Origin of the sequence: Rhizobium sp. RHZ01 (genome assembly GCF_014851595.1) — a bacterium.
GTDB classification, from domain to species: Bacteria; Pseudomonadota; Alphaproteobacteria; order Rhizobiales; family Rhizobiaceae; genus Rhizobium; species Rhizobium altiplani.
Genome location: NZ_JACUZZ010000038.1, coordinates 36,861 through 50,691, shown reverse-complemented (window position 1 = coordinate 50,691; position 13,831 = coordinate 36,861). Strand labels below are relative to the sequence as shown.

14 protein-coding genes are annotated in these 13,831 nt (G+C 60.6%); 4 read left to right on the top strand and 10 right to left on the bottom strand.

Annotated features, from left to right (window positions below; translation table 11 throughout):
• Positions 1 to 156 precede the first annotated feature (156 nt).
• The 4 genes from IB248_RS28180 to IB248_RS28165 all read right to left on the bottom strand — a co-directional run bounded on the left by IB248_RS28180 (position 157) and on the right by IB248_RS28165 (position 4,393).
• The gene (locus IB248_RS28180; RefSeq protein ID WP_018854989.1) at positions 157 to 1,785 is read right to left on the bottom strand and encodes a CTP synthase; all 1,629 of its coding nucleotides are present in this window, start codon (positions 1,783 to 1,785) and stop codon (positions 157 to 159) included.
• Positions 1,786 to 1,925: 140 nt separating this feature from the next.
• Positions 1,926 to 2,432 (bottom strand): preprotein translocase subunit SecG, encoded by a 507-nt coding sequence (secG, locus tag IB248_RS28175; protein WP_169680298.1) that lies wholly within the window; start codon positions 2,430 to 2,432, stop codon positions 1,926 to 1,928.
• 107 nt (positions 2,433 to 2,539) lie between these two features.
• Positions 2,540 to 3,310, bottom strand: a complete 771-nt coding sequence (tpiA, locus tag IB248_RS28170) for a triose-phosphate isomerase (RefSeq protein ID WP_026371493.1) — start codon at positions 3,308 to 3,310, stop codon at positions 2,540 to 2,542.
• A gap of 198 nt (positions 3,311 to 3,508) precedes the next feature.
• On the bottom strand, positions 3,509 to 4,393 hold the full coding sequence (locus IB248_RS28165) for an alpha/beta hydrolase (RefSeq protein WP_113470459.1): 885 nt from the start codon (positions 4,391 to 4,393) through the stop codon (positions 3,509 to 3,511).
• Positions 4,394 to 4,608: 215 nt separating this feature from the next.
• Between IB248_RS28165 and parE the strand changes: the two genes are divergently transcribed.
• A complete protein-coding gene (gene parE / locus IB248_RS28160; RefSeq protein WP_062370902.1) occupies positions 4,609 to 6,681 on the top strand; it encodes a DNA topoisomerase IV subunit B in 2,073 nt (690 codons plus the stop codon).
• Between the two features lie 5 nt (positions 6,682 to 6,686).
• On the opposite strand, the gene IB248_RS28155 is transcribed toward parE, so the two are convergent.
• Both IB248_RS28155 and IB248_RS28150 read right to left on the bottom strand, forming a co-directional pair.
• Positions 6,687 to 7,142, bottom strand: a complete 456-nt coding sequence (locus IB248_RS28155) for an OsmC family protein (protein ID WP_192241975.1) — start codon at positions 7,140 to 7,142, stop codon at positions 6,687 to 6,689.
• Positions 7,143 to 7,145: 3 nt separating this feature from the next.
• On the bottom strand, positions 7,146 to 7,763 hold the full coding sequence (locus IB248_RS28150) for a GntR family transcriptional regulator (RefSeq protein ID WP_113470429.1): 618 nt from the start codon (positions 7,761 to 7,763) through the stop codon (positions 7,146 to 7,148).
• 205 nt (positions 7,764 to 7,968) lie between these two features.
• Here IB248_RS28150 and IB248_RS28145 point away from each other — a divergent pair, with 205 nt between their 5' ends.
• A complete protein-coding gene (locus tag IB248_RS28145) occupies positions 7,969 to 9,147 on the top strand; it encodes an AI-2E family transporter (protein WP_018854982.1) in 1,179 nt (392 codons plus the stop codon).
• On the opposite strand, the gene IB248_RS28140 is transcribed toward IB248_RS28145, so the two are convergent.
• Positions 9,148 to 9,606 (bottom strand): GNAT family N-acetyltransferase, encoded by a 459-nt coding sequence (locus IB248_RS28140; protein ID WP_018854981.1) that lies wholly within the window; start codon positions 9,604 to 9,606, stop codon positions 9,148 to 9,150.
• Between the two features lie 108 nt (positions 9,607 to 9,714).
• Here IB248_RS28140 and IB248_RS28135 point away from each other — a divergent pair, with 108 nt between their 5' ends.
• On the top strand, positions 9,715 to 10,122 hold the full coding sequence (locus IB248_RS28135) for a hypothetical protein (protein ID WP_113164078.1): 408 nt from the start codon (positions 9,715 to 9,717) through the stop codon (positions 10,120 to 10,122).
• Here the strand turns inward: IB248_RS28135 and IB248_RS28130 are convergent.
• From IB248_RS28130 to IB248_RS28120, 3 genes are all read right to left on the bottom strand, one after another.
• Positions 10,119 to 11,291 carry a DUF2336 domain-containing protein gene (locus IB248_RS28130; protein ID WP_192241976.1) on the bottom strand — a complete coding sequence of 391 codons (1,173 nt, stop codon included), beginning with the start codon at positions 11,289 to 11,291 and terminating at the stop codon, positions 10,119 to 10,121. The two genes, IB248_RS28135 and IB248_RS28130, sit on opposite strands and share 4 nt — an antisense overlap.
• A 77-nt stretch (positions 11,292 to 11,368) precedes the next feature.
• Positions 11,369 to 11,971 (bottom strand): flavin reductase family protein, encoded by a 603-nt coding sequence (locus tag IB248_RS28125; RefSeq protein WP_113470431.1) that lies wholly within the window; start codon positions 11,969 to 11,971, stop codon positions 11,369 to 11,371.
• Entirely contained in the window at positions 11,971 to 12,555 is a 585-nt protein-coding gene (locus tag IB248_RS28120; RefSeq protein WP_018854977.1) for a nitroreductase, read from the bottom strand. The genes IB248_RS28125 and IB248_RS28120 overlap by 1 nt, the downstream gene beginning before the upstream one ends.
• A gap of 113 nt (positions 12,556 to 12,668) precedes the next feature.
• Here IB248_RS28120 and IB248_RS28115 point away from each other — a divergent pair, with 113 nt between their 5' ends.
• On the top strand, positions 12,669 to 13,760 hold the full coding sequence (locus tag IB248_RS28115) for a hypothetical protein (RefSeq protein ID WP_037089063.1): 1,092 nt from the start codon (positions 12,669 to 12,671) through the stop codon (positions 13,758 to 13,760).
• Positions 13,761 to 13,831: the final 71 nt, after the last annotated feature.

Genomic DNA, 13,831 nt, shown 5'->3' with positions numbered 1-13,831 from the left:
TACGAACGAAAGTTCAGGCCCGCTAGGACCAACCGCTCTGCGCATCGTCACTGCGGTGTTGCAATCACCTCAATGGCAAACGAGGCCGGTGCATCATAACCGATGCACCGGCCTCGCAATGTATAAGGCCGCCTCGTTGAGGCGGCCTCTTGAAGGTCAGACTAGGCGGCTCTGTTCGGTTGCGGCTTCGATGAAGCTTGCGAAGAGCGGATGCGGGTCGAGAGGACGGCTCTTCAGTTCCGGATGGTACTGAACGCCGATGAACCAGGGATGCTCAGCATACTCGATCGTCTCGGGCAGTACACCGTCCGGTGACATTCCCGAAAAGACGAGACCGCAGTCTTCCAAACGGTCCTTGTAGTCGATGTTGACTTCGTAGCGATGGCGATGGCGCTCGGAAATATCGGTCGAACCGTAGATCTCCGAGATCTTCGTATCCTTCTTCAACGCAGCCTTGTAGGCGCCGAGGCGCATCGTGCCGCCGAGATCGCCCGCTTCCGTGCGCTTCTGCAGCTCATTGCCCTTCACCCATTCGGTCATCAGGCCGACAACGGGCTCCTTCGTCGGGCCGAACTCGGTCGACGAGGCGCTTTCCACGCCGGCAAGGTTGCGGGCGGCTTCAATGACGGCCATCTGCATGCCAAAGCAGATCCCGAAATACGGTACCTTCCGTTCGCGTGCGAAGCGGGCCGCATGGATCTTGCCTTCCGAGCCGCGCTCGCCGAACCCGCCGGGAACGAGGATGCCATGGACCTTCTCGAGATACGGCGCCGGGTCTTCCTTTTCGAAGACCTCAGATTCGATCCATTCCAGGTTGACCTTGACGCGATTGGCTATGCCGCCGTGATGCAGCGCTTCGATCAGCGACTTGTAGGCATCCTTGAGGCCGGTGTACTTGCCGACGATGGCAATCGTGACCTCGCCCTCAGGCGTGCGGATGCGGTTGCAGACCTCTTCCCATTGGTCAAGGCGGGGCTTAGGTGCCGGCTCGATGCCGAAGGCTGCCAGCACTTCGTTGTCGAGCCCTTCCTTGTGGTAGGCCATCGGGACGTCGTAGATGTTGGCGACGTCGAGCGCCTGGATCACCGCGGACGGACGGACGTTGCAGAAGAGCGACAGCTTGCGGCGTTCCGCTTCCGGAATTTCGCGGTCGGCGCGCACCAGCAGGATGTCCGGATGAATGCCGAGCGCCTGCAGTTCCTTGACGGAGTGCTGGGTTGGCTTGGTCTTCAGTTCGCCGGCAGCCGGAATATACGGCATCAGCGTCAGGTGGACGTAGATCGCAGTGCCGCGCGGCAGGTCGTTGCCGAGCTGGCGGATCGCTTCCATGAACGGCATCGCCTCGATATCGCCGACCGTGCCGCCGATCTCGCAGATGACGAAGTCGTAGTCGCCGTTGCCTTCGGTGACGAAGTCCTTGATCTCGTTGGTGACGTGCGGAATGACCTGAACGGTCGCGCCGAGATAGTCGCCGCGGCGTTCCTTGTCGATGATGTTCTTGTAGATGCGTCCGGTGGTGATGTTGTCGGTCTTGGTCGCCGAACGCCCGGTAAAGCGCTCGTAGTGGCCGAGATCGAGATCCGTTTCGGCACCGTCATCGGTGACGAAGACTTCGCCGTGCTGGGTCGGGCTCATGGTGCCCGGGTCCACGTTCAGATAGGGGTCGAGTTTGCGAAGCCGCACCCGATAACCACGGGCCTGCAGCAACGCTCCGAGAGCCGCGGCCGCAATTCCTTTACCGAGAGAGGAAACCACGCCGCCAGTGATAAATACGTATCGCGCCATGGGAGTCACCGGATACCTTTTCAAAAACGATTCCACCAGCCCAAAAATTCTTTTCCAGAACTTTTGGTGCCAGCGCGGAATCTGAACAAAAGAAAACCGGCAGACCCGAGGGCCTGCCGGCGGTTGATGCTGTGTGCCGCTTACTGTCCGCTTGGGACGGTGGCGGGCGCCGGAGCGGAAGGCGTAGCCGCCTGCGGTGCTGCCGGAGCAGTTTGAGTAGACGGAGCCGTTTCGGCAGGTGCCGGTGCGGCCGGAGCAGTTGCTGCCGGAGCCGGAGCGGTCTCACCGCCGGTCGGAACGCCGTTGTTGTTCTGCGCGGCCGGTGCAGCCGGAGCGGCATTGCCGTTCTGGCCGCCGAGCGAGTCGAGAATACCCTTGCCCTCACCGCTCGTCGCCGGAATACGGTTCAGAATATCCGTCGGACGGCTTTCATAGCGGTTGAGAATGCCGAGGCCGAGCGACGTGATGAAGAACAGCGTCGCCAGGATCGCGGTCGTGCGTGTCAGCGCATTGGCCGTGCCACGGGCAGACATGAAGCCCGAGCCGCCGCCGATGCCGAGGCCGCCGCCTTCCGAGCGCTGAATGAGCACGACGCCGACAAGCGCCAGCACGATCATGAGATGGATGACAATCAAAACGGTCTGCATGGGTCCAGTCCTGCCCACGCGCGCGGCGGGCATAAAGTAAAATTCTGGCGCTCTTTACATGAGGTGATCCGCTATTCCAAGCCCTTAGGCTCGGAATATACACGGCTCTAAGCAACCAGCGCTCCGTATGCGCCGTAGATGGCGAGGAAATCGGCCGCTTTCAAGCTTGCACCGCCGATCAGTGCGCCATCGACATTCGCGACGCCCATCAACTCCCTTGCATTGCTTGGCTTGACCGAGCCGCCATAGAGGATTCGGATCTTCTTGCCAGCCGCCCCGAAGCGGGCGACGAGCTCGGAACGCATGAAGGCGTGCGCCTTCTCTACGTCTTCCACGGTTGGGGTAACGCCGGTGCCGATCGCCCAGACGGGCTCGTAGGCAATGACGGCATTCTCCGGCGTCGCGCTATCCGGCACCGAGGCGGAAAGCTGACGCTTGATGATGTCGAGGGTCTGGCCTGCCTTGCGTTCGTCCGCCGTTTCGCCGATGCACACGATTGCCGTCAGGTCGGCCGCGAACGCAGCCTCCGCTTTGGCGCGAACAAGATGGTCGGTCTCGGCATGGTCGGTGCGACGCTCCGAATGTCCGACGATCACGTAAGTGCCGAAGCAGTCTGCGATCATTTCGGCCGAAATATCGCCGGTGTGGGCGCCCGAGGGCTTCTGGTGGCAGTCCTGTGCGCCGATCGCCAGCGGGCTGTCGGTGCAGAGCGCAGTGGCGACATAAAGCAACGTTGCCGGAGGGCAGATCAGCGCCTCCACCTTATCGGAAAGTGGCCCCTGAACACCTTCGGCGATTGCCTTGATTTGGTCGAGGGAGGCACGCGTGCCGTTCATTTTCCAGTTTCCCGCCACAAGCGGACGCACGTCAGGTGTCATGCCAGCCTTCCCATCTTCCACGTATCGTGGGGCCTTAGCAAAAGCGGGGATCAATGAAAAGGTTTGGGCACCTTCCCTAAGGGAAATAACGGCCTTTTGTCGCGCAAATGCTTAAAATTCGGAGCCCATGTTGCTGAAAATCATAGACCAGGCGGCCGCCATGACGCTCGCCCGTCGGTCAGGCGACTTAGGCTGTCGTCACGAACCCAATATCCAGTTCAGCGTGCGGCGCCAGTCGATCATCCGGATCGGTGTTCCGTGATTTCCCGTCTGATAGAGCGTGAAATGTGCAGGGTAATCCCCCTTCAGCAGTTTTTCGAAGAGTGCCTGCTGGTCTGTCGCTGCATAGACCGGATCCCGGCTGCCATGCGCGAACCAAAGCGGCAGTTTGGCCTTGAAGGACGGGCTCTTGCCGAAGTCCGGATCGGTAACGCCGCTGAGGATCACCATTCCCTTGAGGGCTTTCACGCTGGCGGGGTCACGGCTCAAGCCCCAGCAGACCTGGCTGCCCATCGACGCACACGCCAGAATGACCGGCTTGCCGGGCGACTGCTGGGAAGCGTAGCGGATCAGCCCTTTGATCGCGGCGACGCCATCGCTGTCGAAGCTCTTGACCGTCGGCGAATAATAGACACCGCCATTGCCGGCGACCAGGTTTTTCAGGCGATTGAAGTTGCCCCCGAAACTGTAGTCGTTCACGCCGAGGCGCCGGTCGCCGTTACGACCGTGAATGAAAATGACCGTAAATGCCGCTCCCGAGCTTTGTCCCACCCTGGTGACGTCGAGTCTTTGCGAACCAAGCTGCAAGGTCTCGTCCGACTGCTGCCTTTTGACGCCGAGAGACACGTATTTTTGTTGGGCGCGCTTTTGGGGTATCTGATCGCGGCCGTTGATGTCCCGCATCTCGTCGTATTCGATGACGTCAAGGGCGCCATTATCGCTCGTCCGCAGCACATTTTGTGTGGAGAAGAGCTCGTCCTTAAAGGGCGGCAGGCTCTCGGCCGCTCGGCCGCTTGCCGTCGTCGTCAGGAAAAAGGCCGCAATTGCGGTAATAATGGTGCAATGACTTGTGGACATTCGCATGAGCATGGTTCCCTGAGCCTTCTGGCCGCTTGCCATTCCACGCCCGCCAACGCAAACCACTTCCTAAGGAAGTCCGCCTGATCGGGCGGCGTCGCGTAACGAGGCGCTTTCTGGCAGAATCTGCCTGATTCGCAAACGTGACATCAAATGCGGTGATTTTGGGTCAGGCTTGGCGTAAGGCCCCTGCCCGACAGGATAAAGATCTGAACGGCCCCATGGACGATAGCAACGACCTCTTTTCCGGACTGCCCCTGACACCGAAGCAGGAGGAAGCTCCAAAGTCTGCCGAGCCACAAAAGGCCGCACCCGCTAAGGCTGCTGCCCCCGCCCTGCGTCCGGCGCCCGTGAACTCGACGTCGGAAGACTACGGCGCGTCCTCGATCCGCGTTCTCGAGGGTCTTGAACCCGTCCGCATGCGGCCGGGCATGTATATCGGCGGCACCGACGAAAAGGCTCTTCACCATCTCTTCGCCGAAGTCATCGACAATTCGATGGACGAAGCTGTCGCCGGCCACGCCAACTTCATTGAGGTTCACCTTGACCTGCAGGGCTACTTGACGGTCAGCGACAATGGCCGCGGTATCCCCGTCGAGAATCACCCGCAAGTTCCCGGGAAGTCGACCCTTGAAGTCATCATGACGAAGCTGCACGCGGGCGGCAAGTTCGACGGCAAGGCATATGAGACGTCAGGTGGTCTGCACGGCGTCGGCGTTTCCGTCGTCAATGCGCTTTCCGACGTGCTGGAAGTCGAGGTTGCGCGCAATCGGAAGCTATATCGTCAGCGCTTTTCCCGCGGTTTGCCCCAGGGCGAACTGGAAGAACTCGGCGACGTCCACAATCGTCGTGGCACGCGAGTCCGCTTTCACCCCGATCCGCAGATCTTTGGCGAGCACGCGAAGTTCGATGCCGGGCGTGTGTTCCGTATGGCACGCTCCAAGGCTTACCTCTTTGGCGGCGTCGAAATCCGCTGGAGTTGCGAGGAAGGCGTTCTGCCGCAAGGCTCGGAGATACCTGACAAGGCGGTCTTCCACTTCCCCGGCGGCCTGAAGGATTACCTGCAGGCGACGATGGGCAAGGAATTCACCGTTACCCGCGAGATATTCGCAGGGAAAACCGAGAAGACCAGTGGTCATGGCTCCCTGGAGTGGGCGATCACCTGGTACGGCGGCGATCCCCAGGTCCACTCCTACTGCAACACGATCCCGACGCCCGAAGGCGGCACGCACGAGGCGGGCCTGCGCATCGCGCTGACCAAGGGCCTGAAGAATTACGCCGAACTGACGCAGAACAAGCGCGCTGCCCAGATCACCACCGATGACGTGATGATCTCCGCCGTCGGCATGCTCTCGGTCTTCATCCGCGAGCCGGAATTCGTCGGCCAGACGAAGGACAAGCTCGCCACGGTCGAAGCCCAGCGGATCGTTGAAAACGCACTCCGCGACCCCTTTGACCACTACCTTGCCGACAATCCGAACGAGGCAGCCAAGCTGCTCGACTGGGTTATAGAGCGTGCGGAAGAACGCCTGCGCCGTCGCAAGGAAAAGGAAGTCAACCGCAAGACCGCCGTGCGCAAGCTGCGCCTGCCCGGCAAGCTAGCCGATTGCGCACAGAACACCGCCCAGGGTGCCGAACTCTTCATCGTCGAAGGTGACTCGGCAGGTGGCTCGGCCAAGCAGGCTCGCAATCGTGCCAACCAGGCGATCCTCCCCCTGCGCGGCAAAATCCTCAACGTCGCCAGTGCCGGTCGCGAAAAGCTTGGCGCCAACCAGCAGCTCGCCGATCTCGTTCAGGCGCTCGGTTGCGGTACGCGCTCGAAGTATCGTGAGGAAGACCTTCGCTACGAACGCATCATCGTCATGACCGATGCCGACGTCGACGGTGCCCACATTGCCTCGCTACTGATCACGTTCTTCTATCAGGAAATGCCGGAGCTGGTCCGTGGCGGTCACCTCTTCCTGGCCGTACCGCCGCTCTACAAGATCACCCAGGGCGCGAAGTCCGCTTACGCCCGCGACGATGCGCACCGCGCCGAGCTGATGGAGACCGAGTTCAAGGGCAAGGCGAAAGTCGAAATCAGCCGTTTCAAAGGCCTTGGCGAAATGCTGCCGGCGCAGCTCAAAGAAACCACCATGGACCCAGGCAAGCGCACGCTGTTGCGCGTGATTATCGACGAGGTGGATTTCGAGGGTACGCGCACGGCGGTCGACGACCTGATGGGAACGAAGCCGGAAGCGCGCTTCCGGTTCATTCAGGATCGCGCCGCCTTTGCGGAAAACCTCGATATCTGAACCGGCTAGTCGAGGCGCACCGTAATTTCCGTCTTCACGGAGTTGGCAAGAAAGCACAACTCGTGCGCTTCGTGGTGGAGTTTCTGTTCGATCTCTCGGTTCGGCCTGTCGCCGGCATAGGTAACCTGCGGTCGAAGCTCCACGCGGCTCACCATTGTCCTGCCCTGCACAGTTTCCATAAGGCCGGTTGCCGCATCGACATAGCTATCGACCAGGATGCGCTTCTTTGAGGCCAGCCAGAGATAGAAGAGCATGTGGCAGCTCGACAGTGCTGCAACGTATGCCTCTTCCGGATCAACATTCTCGGCAAGCGCGTACGGCAACGGCACATTGTGCGGCGAAGCGGAGGCAGCGACGGTGGCGCCGCCATCAAAGCTCCATCTGTGCCCGCGGCTATAGCGTCCGTCGATAAAACTTGCCGCGCCCCGCTCCCATGCGACCTCCGCGGAAAACGTCGTCATCTCTCATTCTCCCTTGCGCGTCAGGCGCGCTGTTGTCATCTGCAGGTGGCCCGACAGGGCCTTCAGTGCCTCAGCCTCGTCGCGACGCGCGCATGCGTCTATGATGGCGCGATGCTCGGCGTGGAGGATCACACGCTCGTTGGAGCCCTTTGGCTGCCTCAGATAGGCACGACGCGATTCACGCCGCAGTTCGTCGATCATGGACAGAAGGCGGCGATTGCCACATCGCCCGTAGAGCGTTCGATGAAAGGCGACATCCAGCTCCTCCAGCGTGGCCGGATCATCCTCTTCGATCAGATCTTCATTGAGACGGCGCGCCTTGCGCAGGTCGCTGTCGCCGAGCAGCGGCAGCGCAGCGCGCAGCGCCATGCTCTCCAAGGCTGCGCGGATCTCGGCGAGTTCACGTGCTTGCTCTTCCGTCAAACCGGCGACGGCCAGGCTTCGGTCAGGCCGCCGGTCGAGCAGGCCTGACGCTAGCAACCGATCTAGCGCCTGGCGTACCGGCTGGCGGCTCACGCCAAACCGCTCTGCCAGGAGCTCTTGTTTCAGGACGGTCCCTGGCGGCAGGCTCCCGCCTTCTATTTCGCGCCGCAGCGCCGTTGCAATCAGGTTTGTATCCATGGATCCAAAGTAAACGCGCAAGTGTATTTTGGCAACGCTGTGGCAGGATTTCTGTCATATTGATTGCGAAGAATAGCGTTAGGGAGCGTAGTATGGATCGCCGGTGGTCTCACGGGCGCCAGTCGATGACATGAATCGGTCATTGTGCTTGCGCCCGAGGGACGCATGGCCCATATCCATAGCCAAAACAGGGGAAAAGAACGACGTGAGCCTTCCGAACAACAACATCCAGCGAGAGCCGCGATGGCTCGGCCCCTCAGGCCCAGCCCGCACGCCGTTAATTCCCTCCATCTCCGCGGCGCGCTGGCTGCTCGTGCTTGTTGTCGCTGCTGGCGTCTACTTCTTCTACGGCTTTGCTGTCCCGGTTCTCGCCGCCCTTGTCATCGGCTTTGCAAGCTGGCCGCTGTATCGCCGGCTTCTCAGCCGTGTCGGTGGAAACACAACGGTCGCCGCCACCATCGCCATTCTGATGATCGTGACGTTTCTCGTGTTGCCGATCTTTTTCGCCGTCACCTATACGACAGGTGAGGTGCGCGAATGGGTGGCCTGGGCCGTGCACGCAAACAGGTCCGGTGCGCCAACCCCGCAGTGGATCATCGCCCTGCCTTTTGCCGGTCCGTATCTCGATGAACTGTGGACCAGATATATCGGCAGCCCCGGTGCCATGGGTGAGCTAATCCAGGCTGTGAGCGGCGCCCATATCGGCAACATCTATCGGGCGATTCTGGCAGCTGGCGGTGGCGCCTTCCACCTGCTCCTCACGCTGCTCTTCATGTTGATCGCGCTGTTCTTCGTCTACCGCGATGGTTCCTCCTTCTCGCAGCAGATCGATATGCTCGGCGAACGCATTCTTCCGAACCGCTGGGAGCGAATTTCCCGCGTCGTTCCGGCAACCATCAGCTCGACTGTCATGGGCATGACGCTGATCGCGATCGGCGAAGGCATCGTGCTCGGCGTCGCTTATTGGATCGCCGGTGTCCCCTCGCCCGTCACGCTCGGCGTCCTGACCGGTATCATGGCCCTGATACCCGGTGGTGCCCCGCTGTCCTTTACCCTGGTGTCTGTCTACCTGCTCGCCAGTGGCTCACATATCGCAGGCATCGGCCTTTTCGTTTGGGGAACGGTCGAGCTGTTCATTGTCGACAAGACACTTCGTCCGAAGCTTGTTGGCGGTCCCATCAAGCTGCCATTCCTGCCGACCTTCTTCGGCCTTGTCGGCGGCGTGAAAACCATGGGCTTTCTCGGCCTCTTCATCGGGCCGGTGCTGATGGCCCTCATTGTGGCGATCTGGCGCGAATGGATGCACGAGGTCCGGAGTGCCGAAACCGGCCCGAACGTCATGATCGACGAGCAGGCCCCGCCGGCGTCTCGCGCGGCCGAATGATCAGGGCAGCCGCTTTTCCATGAACAGGCTAAGTGGGTCTGGCAGGTAGCTGCCAAACGCTTCGATTTCGCCATAGCCGTACTTTCGGTAGAGAGCGATCGCTTCTGGCTGGTAAATGCCGGTTTCAAGACGGACGGCTTGGAGCTTCTTTTCAGCGGCCGTCGTTTCGAGTGCGTCCATCAGCTTGCTTGCCACTTTCAAGCCGCGGGCGCCGGGATCGACGAACATCCGCTTGATCTCCGCCGTTCCGTCGCCAGCCTCGACCAGTGCACAGCAGCCAACGATCGCACCCTCGTTGCGGGCGACGAAGAAGCTGACGGCCGGCTTCTCCAGGGTCGATACATCGACGAGGTGATTGCTTTCTGGCGGATACAGAGACTGGGCATAGGCGTCGGACATGTCGAGCAAGCGGAGCACGCCGTCTTGGCGCGGTGTTTCCAATGCAATCGTAATGGACACGGGTTTTTCCTGTCTTGTGGCGCCCGCGTAAAAAATGTTGGGGCGCCTTCATTCTGTTGGAATTTCAGCATCTAAGAGGCGAAGGTTCAATATTCAAAAGGCGATATTATGCAAGCGGTGCTGGTTGCAATGACGATCCTAGGCTGCAACGACTCGGTCACACAATGCAACTATCTCGCCACGGTTGAGCAGAAATGGCAGACCGTCGCCATGTGCGACGCCGATTCGGAAAGGCAGCTGAAGCGCTATACGAATGTCAGCTACCCAACGGTAATTGCTGTCTGTGAGCCACCGAAGCCTGCCTCCCCGGAAGCACCAAAGGCGGTCGTGGAAAGCGCGCCGACGCCGCCCGTTCCAGCCGAAACGCAGGGTCGATTGTCGGCCCTCGCTGACCGGGTGGCGAGTGAGGTGCGCGCGTACCTGCCGTCCGGTAGCGAAATGAAAACAGCGCTGGCTTCACCCGTCCACTTCGTCTCGGGCAGCTATTCCTGGGTGGCGAAGCGGCTGCACCGCTAGGCTGCGGCGAGCGACGTAAATTGAGCATAAGCGCGTGCATGCTGCCGCTGTTCAGCGATGTGCAGCCTTTCGATCATCTCCAGGAGTTCCTGCACGGCCCCATGCGTTGCATGCCGGCGGAACTTCTCAAGCAGCTTGCCGCAGACGTCGCCGAGCATCGTCGCTGCCAGATCTTTCGATGCGTCCCGCCACAACAGCGTCGCTTCGACGAAGATCGTGCTGATCTCGCGGGAAAGGCCGGCCGTCTCATAGAGGGCGCGCACCGCGTGCATGCGACCGGTTGCGAGAATGGAGCGAACGCGTCGCTCTTCGCAGCCAGTCAGGTTGACGATGGCGCCTGCGAAGAACTCGACCTTTCCGGAGCAAAGAGCGTGGATCAGGCACGACGGCGTTAGGTGGCCACTAACCCGTAAATGCTCGACAAGGTCTGAAATCTCGCGCGGCGTAATCTCGCCAGCAATCGACACGATGGCAGTTTCATTGGCCTCTCTGCTGATCCTGTGCAGTCGGCCGGGATCGATCGTCGCTAGCGCCAATGGCAGACCAACGAGGGCGGCGCTGACATGCTGCGTCAACAACTGACGCGCGTCCGCCGCAAGATCCCCGCGCTCCAGCAGCAGATTGCGGATTTCGCAGTGATGGCCGAGCCGCTCGGCAATTCTTTTAAGAGAGTAAGGCGCGATGGCCGCCCCGCCGTTCTCGAGAAGGCAGAGGACGGCCTCTTCTTCACCGATCTCGGCGAGCGCGGCTGAAACCGGCCGTGAAATCGTGCCGCGCGCGGCAATCAGCATTCGCGTGATGTCGCTGCCGCTGGCCGCGAGATCCACGAGGTCTGCGTCCGACAGTAAGGGTGAGCATGTGACCGCATGGCAGGCGATCTCCGGCTGATCCGCGGCCAGCGAGAGAATAACCGCTCGCGGCGCCTCCGGTGACCAAGAGATTGCTTCGGCAAGCGCCAGCCTCACCTTGGGGGATGGGTCGTCGAGCAGGAAAGTCATGGCCATCTCGGCCGCGGCGCGTTCTTCTGCTGCCATTTCGGACTGCAGATAGGCTCTGCCGAGGGCACTGGCCGCACGGGCCCTGTCTCCGGCCTTGGCAGTTTCCGCCCAACGAAGAAATGCTTCTACGATCACCCGTGTGCCCCATGCCCGAATGCGATTCTCTCGCATTCCAATCAGTGAGATCACGGTATCTTGGAAAAGTTTATGATTGGTTCACCATGTTCCTTAAGCGCTGACGGCCAACGTCAAACCTGCGGCCGGAACATTTCGAACACGTCGCTGCCTTCGCTGTAGTCCATGTAACCCATGCGGGCGACTGGCCTGGCGATCGCCATATCGAGTCGCCCATCGCGAATGATCGTCTCGTCGATGTGGATGCCGACAACCTGACCGAGGATCATGATGTTCTCGGAATTTTCACCGGTGAGTGACTTCGGCACAAGGGTCTCCGTTACCTTGCATTCGAGCACGGCAAAGGCCTCGGCGACGTAGGGCGCGTCGACAAGCTCACCCTTCCTGGCGGCGAGGCCGGAAAGAGCAAACTCGTCAACGCCATAGTCGACGGCCGCAGATGAGATATTCATCTTCTCGACCAGGTTCCGGCTGACAAAGTTACAGGTGAACTCGCCGGTCTCGATCGCATTCCTCTGGCTGTGCTTTAGACCGGCGGAGGAAAACATCACGAGTTTCGGGCGGTCGGAAATCGCATTGAAGAAAGAGTACGGTGCAAGGTTGATCGAGCCGTCGCTTCCCCTGCTGCCGATCCAGCCAATCGGACGCGGCGAGACAATGGCCTTGAAGGGATCGTGCGACAGGCCATGCCGGTTCGTATCGGTGGTATAGAACATCAGTCCCCTCCGCCAACCCAGGTCACAGTCTCGGTCAGTTCCGGGCGCGGGCGCTCGACGGGCGGAAACGTCGTTGAGCCCATGTGAATGAAACCAGCGATCTTTTCGCCCGACTTGACGCCCAGGAGTTCGTAGGCGCGCTCGTCATAGGCGAACCACTCCGTCAGCCAGTTGGCGACCCAGCCGTGGGCATTGGCGGCGAAGATGATGTTGAGGCAGACAGCACCAGCAGACATCAGCTGCTCCCACTCGGGAATCTTGATGTGCGGGCCGGACTTGCTGACGACGGCAACGACAACAGGAGCGCGGGTAAAGCGCGTACGCTCCACCTGGACCATTTCCTCAGACAGTTCTGGCTTGGCCTCGAGCGCGAGCTTGAGGAGCTCTTGGCCAATCCGGGCACGCTCTTCGCCGCGATAGACGATGAAGCGCCATGGCGCGAGCTTGCCGTGGTCGGGCACGCGGGAGGCCAGGCGCAAAATCTCTTCGATCTCGGCTTTGTCGGGGCCCGGCTCGCACATCTGGAAAGCGGGAATAGAGCGACGGACACCGAGATAGTCGATCAGCTTGATATCGGATTTCATGCGGGAGAGACTTCCATTTTCATGACAGCATTTGGGATGGGTCTTGAATTTGCCATCGCGTTGGTCTTGAAGTGGCCTCTGTGATTTCAGATGTCAATTGGTTCGCACGACAGATGGTTGGCATTTCGCCATATGCACGCATAAGCCTGGCCTTGGTTTTGACCGCCCTACTGCCTTTAAGCAGCCAGGCGCAGGACGCCTTCCAGACCTTCAAGCAGTTGGATACGACTGCGAAAATGCCGAAGCTGAATGCCTTCATCGCGCCGGGCACCGCCCCGCAGGGCTCGAAGCTGCGCGAGATCGCGCTCGAGGCGAAACTGACCGCCAACGGCGATCCTGTTCAGGATGGTCTCTCCTGGTATGTGTTCAGCCCGGCAGCGGGCACCGACGGAAAGCTTCCGCTGATCGCGTCCTCGCAAGGCGGCTCCGCGGATTTTCAGCTCGCGCCGGGAGACTATTTCGTCAACGTTTCTTTCGGTCGCGCCGGTGTCACGCGCAAGCTGACGGTTCCTGAAGAGGGTCAGGTCGACAAGCAGACGATGGTGCTGGAAGCCGGTGGCTTACTGCTGAACGCGGTCTCGGGAACGGACGTTCGCATTCGCCCGGATCAGCTCAGCTTCTCGATTTACTCCGCCGACGTGCGTGAGGACGGCGAGCGCGGTCTTGTCATGGCTGACGTGCCGCCAAACACCGTGGTTCGCTTGAATGCCGGAACCTACCACATCGTCTCCGAATACGGCGACACCAATGCCTCGATCCGCGCCGATATCCAGGTGGAGGCAGGCAAGCTCACGGAAGCAACGATCCAGCACAAGGCAGCACAGATCACGTTCAAGCTCGTGTCCGACGCCGGTGGGGAAGCGATCGCCGATACGGCCTGGTCGATCCTGACGGCCGCTGGCGACAGTGTCGGCGAGAGCGTCAGCGCTTTCCCGACCATGGTGCTCGCCGAAGGCGAATACTCCGCCGTCGCTCGAAACAAGGACAAGATCTACCAGCGGGATTTCAAGGTCGAAGCCGGCAAGAACACAGACGTCGAAGTTCTTATGAAGGACGTGCAACCCGAAGAACCGACAGAGGCCGCTAAAACCGTTCAGGTTCAGCCGGATCAGCAACCGCCAGCGAGTGACGGCTCGCCGAATACGCAGGCACCGCTACCTACCTACGATCAGCTCCAGGGCGGCACCGGCGCCGACGCGGACTGATCGGCCTCCTAGGGGGCCACAGACAAAGAAAAACCGCCCGGTTCTTTTAGAAACCGGGCGGTGTTGTATTC

Bases quoted from the DNA above. Each gene is read 5' to 3' on its own strand.
- parE (WP_062370902.1), top strand. From the start codon at position 4,609: ATGGACGATAGCAACGACCTCTTTTCCGGACTGCCCCTGACACCGAAG.
- IB248_RS28125 (WP_113470431.1), bottom strand. From the start codon at position 11,971: ATGTTCTATACCACCGATACGAACCGGCATGGCCTGTCGCACGATCCC.
- IB248_RS28115 (WP_037089063.1), top strand. From the start codon at position 12,669: ATGGTTGGCATTTCGCCATATGCACGCATAAGCCTGGCCTTGGTTTTG.
- IB248_RS28165 (WP_113470459.1), bottom strand. From the start codon at position 4,393: ATGCGAATGTCCACAAGTCATTGCACCATTATTACCGCAATTGCGGCC.
- secG (WP_169680298.1), bottom strand. From the start codon at position 2,432: ATGCAGACCGTTTTGATTGTCATCCATCTCATGATCGTGCTGGCGCTT.
- IB248_RS28180 (WP_018854989.1), bottom strand. From the start codon at position 1,785: ATGGCGCGATACGTATTTATCACTGGCGGCGTGGTTTCCTCTCTCGGT.
- IB248_RS28135 (WP_113164078.1), top strand. From the start codon at position 9,715: ATGCAAGCGGTGCTGGTTGCAATGACGATCCTAGGCTGCAACGACTCG.
- tpiA (WP_026371493.1), bottom strand. From the start codon at position 3,310: ATGACACCTGACGTGCGTCCGCTTGTGGCGGGAAACTGGAAAATGAAC.
- IB248_RS28150 (WP_113470429.1), bottom strand. From the start codon at position 7,763: ATGGATACAAACCTGATTGCAACGGCGCTGCGGCGCGAAATAGAAGGC.
- IB248_RS28155 (WP_192241975.1), bottom strand. From the start codon at position 7,142: ATGACGACGTTTTCCGCGGAGGTCGCATGGGAGCGGGGCGCGGCAAGT.
- IB248_RS28120 (WP_018854977.1), bottom strand. From the start codon at position 12,555: ATGAAATCCGATATCAAGCTGATCGACTATCTCGGTGTCCGTCGCTCT.
- IB248_RS28130 (WP_192241976.1), bottom strand. From the start codon at position 11,291: ATGCGAGAGAATCGCATTCGGGCATGGGGCACACGGGTGATCGTAGAA.